This window comes from Methanomassiliicoccales archaeon, from assembly GCA_029907465.1.
GTDB lineage: Archaea > Thermoplasmatota > Thermoplasmata > Methanomassiliicoccales > JACIVX01 > JACIVX01.
The window spans coordinates 1-10796 of the sequence record JARYLV010000032.1 but is presented as its reverse complement, the minus strand read 5'-3'; the positions used below and the strand labels follow the sequence as shown (position 1 = coordinate 10796).

The 10796-nt window shown below is 45.9% G+C and carries 11 protein-coding genes and 1 tRNA gene; 8 read left to right on the top strand and 4 right to left on the bottom strand.

What is annotated here, in order from left to right; all coding sequences use genetic code 11:
* On the bottom strand, positions 1 to 295 hold a 295-nt coding region (locus QHH00_08270), incomplete at its 3' end, for an RtcB family protein (protein ID MDH7509366.1).
* A gap of 251 nt (positions 296 to 546) precedes the next feature.
* Here QHH00_08270 and QHH00_08265 point away from each other — a divergent pair.
* Both QHH00_08265 and QHH00_08260 read left to right on the top strand, forming a co-directional pair.
* Entirely contained in the window at positions 547 to 1374 is an 828-nt protein-coding gene (locus tag QHH00_08265; GenBank protein ID MDH7509365.1) for a hypothetical protein, read from the top strand.
* Entirely contained in the window at positions 1371 to 1745 is a 375-nt protein-coding gene (locus QHH00_08260; GenBank protein ID MDH7509364.1) for a DUF835 domain-containing protein, read from the top strand. Before QHH00_08265 ends, QHH00_08260 begins: the two co-directional genes overlap by 4 nt.
* Positions 1746 to 1747: 2 nt before the next feature.
* Here the strand turns inward: QHH00_08260 and QHH00_08255 are convergent.
* Positions 1748 to 1820: transfer RNA gene (locus QHH00_08255), tRNA-His, on the bottom strand.
* A 227-nt stretch (positions 1821 to 2047) separates the two neighbouring features.
* Here QHH00_08255 and argF point away from each other — a divergent pair.
* Positions 2048 to 2959 carry an ornithine carbamoyltransferase gene (argF, locus tag QHH00_08250; GenBank protein MDH7509363.1) on the top strand — a complete coding sequence of 304 codons (912 nt, stop codon included), beginning with the start codon at positions 2048 to 2050 and terminating at the stop codon, positions 2957 to 2959.
* Here the strand turns inward: argF and QHH00_08245 are convergent.
* Together QHH00_08245 and QHH00_08240 are read right to left on the bottom strand one after the other, a co-directional pair.
* A complete protein-coding gene (locus QHH00_08245) occupies positions 2949 to 4406 on the bottom strand; it encodes a DHH family phosphoesterase (GenBank protein ID MDH7509362.1) in 1458 nt (485 codons plus the stop codon). The two genes, argF and QHH00_08245, sit on opposite strands and share 11 nt — an antisense overlap.
* Positions 4407 to 4423: 17 nt before the next feature.
* Complete coding sequence (locus QHH00_08240; protein ID MDH7509361.1) at positions 4424 to 5194, bottom strand: ribonuclease H-like domain-containing protein; 771 nt, start codon at positions 5192 to 5194, stop codon at positions 4424 to 4426.
* 217 nt (positions 5195 to 5411) lie between these two features.
* Between QHH00_08240 and QHH00_08235 the strand changes: the two genes are divergently transcribed.
* From QHH00_08235 to QHH00_08215, 5 genes are all read left to right on the top strand, one after another.
* Positions 5412 to 6137: a metallophosphoesterase gene (locus QHH00_08235; protein MDH7509360.1), complete on the top strand. Its 726-nt coding sequence runs from the start codon at positions 5412 to 5414 to the stop codon at positions 6135 to 6137.
* A 367-nt stretch (positions 6138 to 6504) separates the two neighbouring features.
* Positions 6505 to 7578 (top strand): AmmeMemoRadiSam system radical SAM enzyme, encoded by a 1074-nt coding sequence (gene amrS, locus QHH00_08230; protein ID MDH7509359.1) that lies wholly within the window; start codon positions 6505 to 6507, stop codon positions 7576 to 7578.
* A gap of 113 nt (positions 7579 to 7691) precedes the next feature.
* Entirely contained in the window at positions 7692 to 8336 is a 645-nt protein-coding gene (locus QHH00_08225) for a corrinoid protein (protein MDH7509358.1), read from the top strand.
* Positions 8337 to 8427: 91 nt separating this feature from the next.
* Positions 8428 to 10410 carry a hydantoinase/oxoprolinase family protein gene (locus tag QHH00_08220; GenBank protein ID MDH7509357.1) on the top strand — a complete coding sequence of 661 codons (1983 nt, stop codon included), beginning with the start codon at positions 8428 to 8430 and terminating at the stop codon, positions 10408 to 10410.
* Positions 10411 to 10584: 174 nt separating this feature from the next.
* The coding region (locus QHH00_08215) for a uroporphyrinogen decarboxylase family protein (GenBank protein ID MDH7509356.1) at positions 10585 to 10796 on the top strand (212 nt) is incomplete at its 3' end.

Genomic DNA, 10796 nt, shown 5'->3' with positions numbered 1-10796 from the left:
TGTCGAAACCTATACCACCTGGGGAAATAACACCGTTCTCTGCATCAAACGCAGCGACGCCACCGATTGGAAATCCATAACCCCAATGGATATCTGGCATCGCAAGCGACTTGCCAACAATTCCCGGTAAACACGCCACGTTGGCTGCCTGCTCGGGGGCGTTGTCTGCTTTCACGGCGTCGAGCATTTTGCTGTCGATATATAGAATGCTACTCGTTCTCATGCATTTCTTGTAACTCTGAGGAATTTCATATCGAAATTCGTCGAGCTTGATTAGGGGACCGTTCCATACCATCGCTCCGCACCTCGCCCGTTTATACACGCCTCACTTTATTAAATCTTTCAGATTCTTTAGATTTGTTTTTTTCGTAGGTCATATGCCGTCCAGTGATTTGATAAGTCCGGTTCTGTGATGAGGCATACTATTGTGGATCGCGCCCCTTCATTTTTCTAAAATGAAGTCGCTCTTTTTTGTTTGACCATTGATTCTTAACTGGTCAAAAATTAGAAAGAATTTAATCAAATGGAATCACTCATGATTTTGGGATGCTCGAGGGCGATATGATCTATTCATTAATCTCCCCGCTCACAGGTATTATCGCGTTTACTTTAGGCCTTTACGTTATATTCAAGAATCCCTTTCTCCACGCATCAAGGATTTTCGTTCTAATCATGTCACTTTTCCTTATTGCGGGATTTTTGGATTTTATATTCATGAATATTGCCAGCGAAGAATGGGCTAGGGCCATTGTCAAGGGAATTTTTTTCATCATTGTGCTTATCTACGGGGGTTTTCTCTATCTTTCTTACTTATTACTATCAGGAAATGAATCAATCTGGATTTTCAAGCACAAAACCGAATTTCTGATTGTCTTGATGCTGGCGGCATCATTTCCTCCCCTTCTTGTTGATGAATTGCTGATGACGAGCGTGGGCTGGAGTGTTCCAGACTCTCCTGCAATCTATGCGCTCGAAATCATTCTCGTGAGTTATGCGCTCGCAGCTGTATTCGTACTTGCGAAGGCGTATAGGGCGACTAATATAAAGAGTGCCAAAATTCAATGCGTTCTCATGGCCATGGGCATCATTTCGCCTTTGCTGTGGGCATTGATCCTTTTAATACTTGAATCTCTTCGTGTTCAGAACATATCCCTTCTTTCGCCTGGGTTTCTCATTACTGCCCTCTTCTTCATGTTCGCTGTTATCAAGCAGAAATTATTCATTGTAATGCCAGTGGAGGAAAGAGGCTCTATCGCAAGAAATGGATTAGCGGAGCCACATGGTAATATTCCTTGTTTGGGTCCGGGACAATGCCTTCTCGTTGAGAGGAAAAACAGGGAAATTGGTACTCTATTTTTCTCGATCAAATTGTGAAGGGTTCAAAAGGGCTCCTCATAACAAGAACCTATCCAGATGTTATTAGAGAGAGGTACGGAATCATTGACACGCCAGTCATTTGGCTGGCAAGTCAGCCTGGTCCAGACAAAATCGACCCAACGAATCTCTCAATCATGCAACATCTCATTGGTGAGTTTCTTAGGAAAAGTGAAAATGCAATCGTGATGATTGATGGTGTTGAGTACATCATCTCGAATAATCCAATCGACAGAGTGCTGACATCGCTGCTCTCAATCAGAGACGATATAATAATGATGAAATCGGCTCTAGTTCTCCCCCTGGATCCTGACGTGCTTGAGGAACGCCATCTTTCCATTCTTGAAAGAGAATTTGAACAATTGAAATAGAGGGCCGGGACCGAGATTTGAACTCGGGTCTAGGGATCCACAGTCCCACAGGATACCAGACTACCCCATCCCGGCCATGTGGCGAGAGTGAAGATTTATCCTTAAATAAATGTTTTTCTCGTCGATCGACCGACTAATCTTGAATTTGAAATACAGGGAAGATTCGAGTACTTGTTGGTATTCGCCATTTCGTGGACAATATATTTTTGTGAAATCATCTTCTGGTTAACATGAACCTGTGGAATTGTCCGGAAATACTCACAACAATTAAATCTAAAAGCTCAATTCAATGAGCGAGTAGCATGAAGCGTGATATTATTTCAGTCCGAGACCTTGAACCAGATCTCGATGAACTCCTAGATCTGGCCCTTGATCTCAAGAGCGGGAGAGTAAGTAAAGAAGGGGCTCTGAAGGGAAAAACGCTCGCAATGATTTTTGAAAAACCTAGCACGAGGACGAGGGTCTCCTTCGAAGTTGGAATGGCCCAACTCGGAGGGCACGCTCTTTATCTGAGTCCAAGAGATCTTCAGATAGGCAGAGGCGAAACGATTGCCGATACTGCCCGGGTGCTCAGCAGATACGTTGACGCCATTATGTACCGGGCCTTTAGCCATGAGATGATGCTCGAACTTGCGAGAAATGCGACAGTACCTGTGATCAACGGGCTTGATGATCTCGAACACCCGTGTCAGATTATGGCAGATCTTCTTACAGTGAAAGAGAAAAAGGGAAAACTGAAAGGGATCAAGATGGCGTATGTGGGCGATGGGAACAATGTGTGTAATTCCCTTCTCCTCGGAGCTGCGATCGTGGGAATGGATTTCGTCGCCGCTTGCCCCAATGGTTATGAGCCAAACAACGAAATCGTCGCCGATGCGGTGTCGATTGCAAAGAGAAAAAACTGCATATCAGAAGTCATAAATGATCCTTATGAGGCTGTTAAGGACGCCGATGTTGTCTATACAGATGTCTGGACTTCAATGGGCCAGGAAAATGAGTCAGAAGAACGTGAGAAGGTCTTTGCGCCTTATCAGGTCAATTCGAAGCTTCTTGCGAATGCCAAAAGTGACTGCATCGTGATGCACTGTCTTCCAGCCCACAGAGGGCATGAGATTACCGACGAGGTCATCGACGGTGAGCGGAGTGTCGTATTCGACCAGGCGGAAAACAGGCTTCACGCTCAACAAGCGATCCTCCTAAAGGTCATTCGGTGAATCTCGTTGATAGCTGCTCTTCAATAATCCTTTCAATTTCTTCGATGAACTGCATTTCTTTTCCCGAGTCGATCGTAGCACCAGCTGCGATGTTATGCCCCCCTCCGATCCCGCCGACTCTTTCCGACGCCCTTTTAACCGCTTCCGCAAGATCAAGACCTTTTCTCACAAGTTCCCTCGTAGCTCTTGCTGAAACTTTCACTTTATTCTCTTCAGAATAGGCAAAAGCGACAATCGGAATGTCGATAGAAACTTCTCCTGAGCCAAGGACCATTCCTGCCACGATGCCGACGATGCTATCTAGTATTTCGTCCCTTCCATGGAAGTACTGGACAGCCCTCCCTTTTATTACTCCCACTTCTTTTACAAGGGCAATTGCATCTGCCAGATTTCCTCGGTGGTTCTGAAGCAGACGCATGCCACTTTGGAGTGCCTCGCCCCTGTCACCTTTACATATTCTCATCCCAATATGTCCCTCGCCGTACCTTCCACACGCGTTCAACAAAGTTGAAAACTCTTTTGCGTCGTGCAGCGCGGTTTTCGGTCTCTCGTCTTCGATGATGTAGACATCGCCGATCAGTCTCTTAACCGCCCAGTGGCCACTTCCCGAATCGAGTAGGTGGTGACAGAGAGCTGATGCGATCTTCCTTTTTTCCTCAAATGTTAAATCAACCCAAGATCGCCAGACCTCTCCCTCGACGAGAGGAATATCAAGATGCGCAAGGAATCTTTCGCACGAGACTGCATCATTCGTCAACTGGGGGAGTATTGGATCAGTTGAATATTGTAACATTTTGCTGATAGGTCTTGTCTCCCTACCGAAAATACGAATATCTCGGATCGCTGTCATTTTTTTCTGCTCTCTAGCCTCTTCAAGAATCAGCGTGTTGATTCCTGTAAGTCTACATTCTGCAGAGTCCTGGAGGTCTCCAACCGCCCCCACAATCGCGAGAGGGGCTAAATCTTTGTTCTTTTCTGCCATCTCCCTTGCGACCATGTAGGTTGTGCCAGCGCCACTTATATGCAGAGAGCCATCGATGCCGAATAAATGGGGGTTGAGGTGCTTTTGAAGGAAACTCAAAAGGCTGATCCTCCCTTTCGCCATTCTTTGTCCAGCACTTGGTTCAGGTAGATGGTGGTCGGTCACACACGCGCAGGGATGCGAGATTTTTGAATACACACCGCTTCCCATGTCAACGAGCCAAACCACGTCAGCTGGATCCCCGTTGATCCGTGCGATTTCCATTTCGTCTAGTCTTTTAACAAAACGAACAGAGTGTTCGATCCCTTCCCTTTCAAGCGCGGTCGAAGCTATTGATGCCCCGCATATGCCGTCGGCATCGATGTGGGCGATAATGGAAACTCGGGTAGCACCGAGCAGGATCTCTGCGATATCCTTCGCCGCATTTGTGAATCCCTGGAGATCCGATATTTTCGGCGGTGTCACATGCTCACCTTGCCCATCTATTCTTGCATTCCCGCGGACTGTATCAGTTTGTCTTCAAGTTGCCGATAGGCATATTTTGCAATGGTTACGAGATTTCTAGTATCTTCCTCATTATATCTCTTGAGAAGTTCGAGGGCGTTTCGACTTCCTTTCTTTTCCCATAACCTCCATAAATAAGCTGCATGTTCACCTGTGAGAAACTCCACGGGCCTGTCCCTCTTTATCCCAATGAGACGCTCGACATTTTTCAGACCTCCAGTCATACCTATGCGACTGCATGCATGGCGAAGATCAAAGTGGGGAACGTCGGGGATCGAAAAGGGAAAATAGCGTCGCAAGATCGGCAAATCAAAGCTACTGCCGTTGAACGATACGAGCATTTTACAGCCTAATAAAAATTCACGGAGGTTCTCTTCGTTGAGGTCGTAACCTCTGATGAACACTCGTGTCTCTCCCTTTCGATGGATCCCGACCATTGTTAGCCTGCAATTCTGATGAAGTCCATCAGTTTCTATATCAATATATGCAGCATCTTTTTCAAATGAAGAATAAAGTCGCCAGTATTCGAGTGAGGGCAACATGCGAACAAAATACTGGGAATATCCTGAGTCAAGAAAATTCTGTGCCGTCTGAAGGATTCTATCACATTTTTCTTTTCGACGTCCCGAGAATCCGATTATGGACTTTGCATTGATGAAGCTGTCCCATTCGCTAATTCCCCTTTTCCACAGCGCTATTTCTGTAGCTCTTCCGACAGAGGGCAGAATGATGAAAGAACGCCGGATCATTTCTTCGCCTATAAAGACTGACAGCTCTTGAATAGTTTTTGTAGGGATTTGCGAAAGTGCTTTTCTTCATGGCGTTGCTATAAAAATGAATGGTGCGTGGAAAAGGGAATAAATATGGTGGGTCCCGATTGATAGAGCCAATTGCCTGAAGCGGAAATTTAGGTGAGAGAAGGAAATAAATATTTCCTAGTTAAGACGTTGCTTGGCCGGTACCAAAATGGAAGTTTATGAGATAATGCCAGGAGTTCTGATCGCAAATGATCTTTGTCTCGTTCATGAATCAGAAGGTTTAGTGGCAATTGCGGATCTCCATATCGGCATGGAATCAGCATTGGAAAAGGAGGGTATTCTTATTCCACGGATGCAGACGACGACAATGAAGAACTCCCTCATTAAGATCATCGATAAATATTCTCCGAATAGGATCCTCGTCGTCGGCGATTTAAAACATGAATTTAGCAAGAATCTTGAACAAGAATGGAATGAGGTTCGATCGGTACTCTCGTTACTCCGCGAACATTCAAATGTTACTCTCATTAAAGGGAACCATGACAATTACCTCAAGACAATTGCATCGAAAATGGGAATAGAAGTCCTCGATAGTTTTTCGACAAGTAATATGACTTTTGCCCACGGTCATATAGATATCGATCGAAGACCGCTTGTCATGGGGCATGAGCACCCATCCGTGAAGATTTTGGATAGTGTGGGAGCGGTGATCAAGTTGCCGTGTTTTGTCTTTCTTAGGAAGGAAAAAGTCATCGTTCTCCCCGCATTCAGCCCCCTTGCAATTGGAGTCGACATCGCGAGAGCGATGCCATATGACTGCCTATCGCCTATACTTCAAAAAGCAGATCTGCCAAAGGCAGAAGTCTTTGCGTGCAGTGAGGTTGGCCTCCTAAAACTCGGGAGAATTGAAGCAATCAGATCTCTCTCCGAATGATCAATTTGTTGACAGGATTTCATCACGCCTGGAAGTAGCCTTGTAACTGGACATTCACAACTAGATGATATGTCTGGATAATTAAGATGTCTTTTCCTATTCATTGAAAGGATGCGGAGCTGCTAGTGTAGTAATAACCTTGCTGAGAGACGGAAACTAAATTTAGATTTAAATCTATGAAAAGTTATGAGTATATCATAAAATTCATTGAGGTGCCACTAAGGCGCTTGAAAAACCGAAAGAGGTCGTTGGCTGTGCCTGAATGTATTGTCTGTGGTTTTCCCCTGCAGAAAAACCAAATCAAGTGCCCTGTTTGTGGAGCGTCCCAATACGAAGAGGATGATTACTAAATCTAGCAGGAATGATGATGCAGGAGACTGTTGCGAGGTACTGGATCACGGAGGGAGAAGGGGTAAGATGCCTCTTATGCCCCCATCGGTGTTACATCAGTGAGGGCAATAGCGGGTTCTGCTTGGCGAGAACCAATCATCGGGGTATTCTTCGATCGACGAATTATGGCAAAATTTGTGCATCGGTCGTCGATCCTATTGAAAAGAAACCTATATTTCATTATAAGCCAGGTGGAAAACTCTATTCGCTTGGAACATTTGGATGCAACATGGATTGTGCAAATTGTCAGAATTTTAGTATTGCAAGATCATCAGGCACTGATATGGAATATCGGTCTGTGACTAGTGATGCGGTCGTGAGAGAAGCTGTCGATAAGGGAGTCGACGCAATTGCATGGACTTTCAATGAGCCTATCGTATGGTACGAATTTGTACTTGACGTATCGAAGGAGGCGAAGAGTTACGGTCTCTTTTCTGTTATCAATACCAATGGTTTCATTGAGAGAGAACCTCGCAATGAACTATTTAAGCACATTCAGGTCGCAAATATCGATGTGAAAGGGTTCACCGACGAATTCTACCGAACGAATTGTCGTGCGCAGCTTCCAACTGTGCTTGAAACATGTGTCGATGCAAAGCAGGCTGGTGTTCATGTCGAACTAACCTATTTACTCATCCCGGGGACGAACGATAGCGCTAATGAGATCGAGCGATTCTCAAATTGGGTTGTTGATGAACTGGGTTCGGAAACTCCTGTGCACTTTTTCAGATTTCAGCCTTCATACAGACTTTCACATCTCCCGCCACAGTCCATCGAGAAATTGAGGGAAGCTTATGAGATTGCGAAGAAATGTGGAATCAAGTATCCTTACCTTGCAGGGGTCATAGGGGACGAACATCAGAATACATACTGCCATCGGTGCGGTGCGATTGTTGTTGAAAGAAAAAGCGAAGCAGTCAGCGAAAAGGTATGTTCAAAAAAGGGCGAGTTAAGCCGTTTCTGTCCGACATTTTCGCAGGTGAAAGTCTACCTTCATGATGGCAGATGCCCCTCGTGTGGAGAGCACATCCCTGTTTTTTTGGCCGATTAAATCACCAATTGTTAACATGTGGATTGAGTTGGATGGTGTATCCATCCATAAAAGGGTTTATAATGGAGCACCCCAATCCAAAAACACATCCCAAATTGTGGAGGGAGCGCTGAATGAGTAATGAAATTCTTGACAAGCTAGCTGAAGTCGTTGTAAAAGGGAAAATCAAAGAAGCAAAACCGCTGGCGGAACAAGCACTCAACGCGGGAATACTACCACAAACGATTATCTTCGATGGTTTGAGCAAGGGAATGGCTGTTGTTGGTGAGAAATACGAAAAGAAGGAGTACTTCTTGCCTCAGGTTCTTTTGTCTGCCCAAACAATGTACGCCGCACTCGATGTTGTTCTTCCTAAACTCAAAGTTGAGGCTGCAGGTGCAAGCGGTAAGATTGTCATCGGCGTCGTAGAGGGGGATGTCCATGATATCGGAAAGAACATCGTCAAAGCGATGCTTACTGGCGCTGGCATGACGGTATTTGACATGGGTAGAGATGTGCCGCTCAAGAAATACATTGAAAAAGTTCAGGCCGAAAAGGCCGATATTCTGGCGACATCCACGCTTATGACTCCAACCCTCGCGGGAATGAGAGAGCTTGAAAGAATGCTCAAGGAAGCGGGGTTGAAGGGACCGGTAAAGACGATGATCGGCGGTGGTGCGACTTCAAAAGAGTTCGCAGCTCAGATCGGTGCCGATGCTTGGGGATATGATGCGATCGAGGCTGTGAAGATCGCAGAGGATCTTCTTAAGAAAAAGTAAATTAGTTTCTGAGGGCTCAGCCCTCTAGTAATTTTTTTTACATCGTCTGTAAATCTCGATGTCCCTCATATTGAACAATAGCGTGGTCTGAATGCCGATCACTGACGCAAAGGGCGTATCTAAAGATTGCAGTTTAGGTCTTGGAATTGACACCGGTGGCACCTTTACGGATGGTGTTGTGGTCGATTTAACCAACCAAAAAGTTCTCGCAAAGGCGAAGAAACCAACCACGTACCATGACCTTTCGATTGGTATAAGAAATGCTGTCTCTGAGGTTCTTAAGATTGGTAGTTTTAGACACGCAGACATCGGACTCGTCGGTATTTCGACGACAATCGCAACAAACTCAGTGCTCCAGGGACGAGGAGGTCGCGTAGGTCTGATAGGGATTGGCTGGAAGCCTCAGGACAACTGGAAACTTGGTTGTGACATTTCCAGATTTATAAAAGGTGGCCACGATTCAGTAGGGAATCAGAATGAGCCACTCGATGAAGATGCGCTTGAATCGGCGATTACAGAAATGCAACATCATGTCGACGCGGTGGTGGTATCGAGTATTTTCAGCATATGCAATCCAGCCCATGAAATTAGAGCAAAAGAGATCATCAGGAAGCACACAGACATTCCAGTCGTCTTAAGTCATGTTCTAACTGGTGACCTTGGCATCTATGAGAGAACAGTCACGGCTCTCCTCAATGCAAAATTAATTCCCATCATGAGGCAATTCATGTCTTCGGTCGAGAAATCCCTCAGAGACCTAGATCTTGCAGCACGGATCATGGTCTTTAAGGGTGACGGCGGTTTGATGTCGCTTGAAATGGCGCAGGAGCGGCCAATTGAGACGATTCTGTCTGGCCCTGCTGCAAGCCTCATGGGTGGAAAGGTCCTGGGTCATGTTGAAGATTGCATCGTTGTCGACATCGGAGGGACTTCGACGGACATTGCTTTTATGGAGCGCGGTTTCCCAAGACTAACTCAAGAGGGCGCTGTCGTCGGAGGTTGGAGAACGCGTGTCAAAGCAATTGACATTTGGACGTGCGGGCTCGGTGGGGATTCGATCATATGGCTTAATGACGATGGCGAGATTTGCATCGGACCGGAGCGGGTCGTGCCTCTCGCAATCGCCGCCCTGTCATCAAATAGATTCAAAGAGCGGATGAAGAAGTATTCTGATACTGGTTTTTATGTTTCGGCATCTGAAGACTTTTCTGGCTTAAAAGAAAATGAAGCGAGAATTCTCAGATTTTTAAATGAAGTTGGGCCATCTGCACTTTTTGAAATCATGGATGGCGTCCCTGAAGTTGTGCTGACGAGAGATGTTCTCAATAATCTTAAACAGAGGGGGCGCGTACTCCAAACAGGAATAACACCAACAGACATTATGCATGTCGCTGGACTTTATCAAGTAGGGGACGTTGAAGCGGCTGAAATCGGCGTCGATTTTATTGCAAACAAGACAGATCTCTCGCGTGACCAATTCGTTACAAAAGTGCTCGAACGTATGGCTACACGTGTTGGCGAGGAGATCATTCGCAAGATCATCTTTGATGAAATTGGTACATCAGCGGGTTCAAAGGCGCTAACTTACGTACTGCAAGCATGCACTGGTGAGAAGCGATTCAGGAATCTTGATCTAAAAGCAACTTTTGACCGGCCCATCGTTGCGATCGGCGCGCCGGCTAGAATTTTTGCAGAGCCTCTTGCGAAAAGGATAAACGCAGAGGTCATCGTCCCTGAGCATCATGACGTAGGGAACGCTGTAGGTGCCGTGTGCAGCCGTGTCACTGAGTCCGTTACAGTGCATATTTATCCAAAGGATTGCAAGTTCCTCGTCTTTGCCCCGGGGACAACTCCCATCGATTATATGCACGTCGAGGAAGCACTCGCTGCCGCAAAGTCATACGCCGGACGTTTTGTCAGGGAACGTGTTGAATCGGCTGGAGTCGAGGGTGAAATACAGGTGAAGTTCGACGTCAGCGAGCGCCGCTTTTGTGATGGATATGGCAAAGAAATGAAATTCATTAACTGGATTGATGTTAGGGCAACAGCAATGGGCATCCCTAAGCTTTACTGATCTCTGAGGTGAATTTAAGAAAATTATCGGCGCAGATTCAACGATTTATGAAACAATGTTGCATATATGGATCGCAAAATGGATAATAATGTGATCTTTTGCGAAACATTGAAGTAGATCGGTCTCGATAAGTTAAAAAGCAGGTTATTGATGATTCCATAGGAGGGAAATTTTGTGGATAACGGAATGAAACCGAGAGATCGGGTAATGGCAGCTCTCAACCGAAAGCCGCTAGACAGACCTCCAGTAGTCTGCTTCACACAGAGTGCGACTGTGGATCAAATGGATGCTGTTGGTGTTTACTGGCCTGATGCACACACCGACCCTGAAAAAATGGCGACACTCGCTTTGGCAGCGAACAAGGTTTTTGGGCTTGAATCGGCTCG

What these genes read in the sequence shown, in the direction of transcription:
- QHH00_08265 (MDH7509365.1), top strand. Translation starts at nt 547, where the DNA reads ATGCTCGAGGGCGATATGATCTATTCATTAATCTCCCCGCTCACAGGT.
- argF (MDH7509363.1), top strand. Translation starts at nt 2,048, where the DNA reads ATGAAGCGTGATATTATTTCAGTCCGAGACCTTGAACCAGATCTCGAT.
- QHH00_08240 (MDH7509361.1), bottom strand. Translation starts at nt 5,194, where the DNA reads ATGATCCGGCGTTCTTTCATCATTCTGCCCTCTGTCGGAAGAGCTACA.
- QHH00_08235 (MDH7509360.1), top strand. Translation starts at nt 5,412, where the DNA reads ATGGAAGTTTATGAGATAATGCCAGGAGTTCTGATCGCAAATGATCTT.
- amrS (MDH7509359.1), top strand. Translation starts at nt 6,505, where the DNA reads ATGCAGGAGACTGTTGCGAGGTACTGGATCACGGAGGGAGAAGGGGTA.
- QHH00_08225 (MDH7509358.1), top strand. Translation starts at nt 7,692, where the DNA reads ATGAGTAATGAAATTCTTGACAAGCTAGCTGAAGTCGTTGTAAAAGGG.
- QHH00_08220 (MDH7509357.1), top strand. Translation starts at nt 8,428, where the DNA reads ATGCCGATCACTGACGCAAAGGGCGTATCTAAAGATTGCAGTTTAGGT.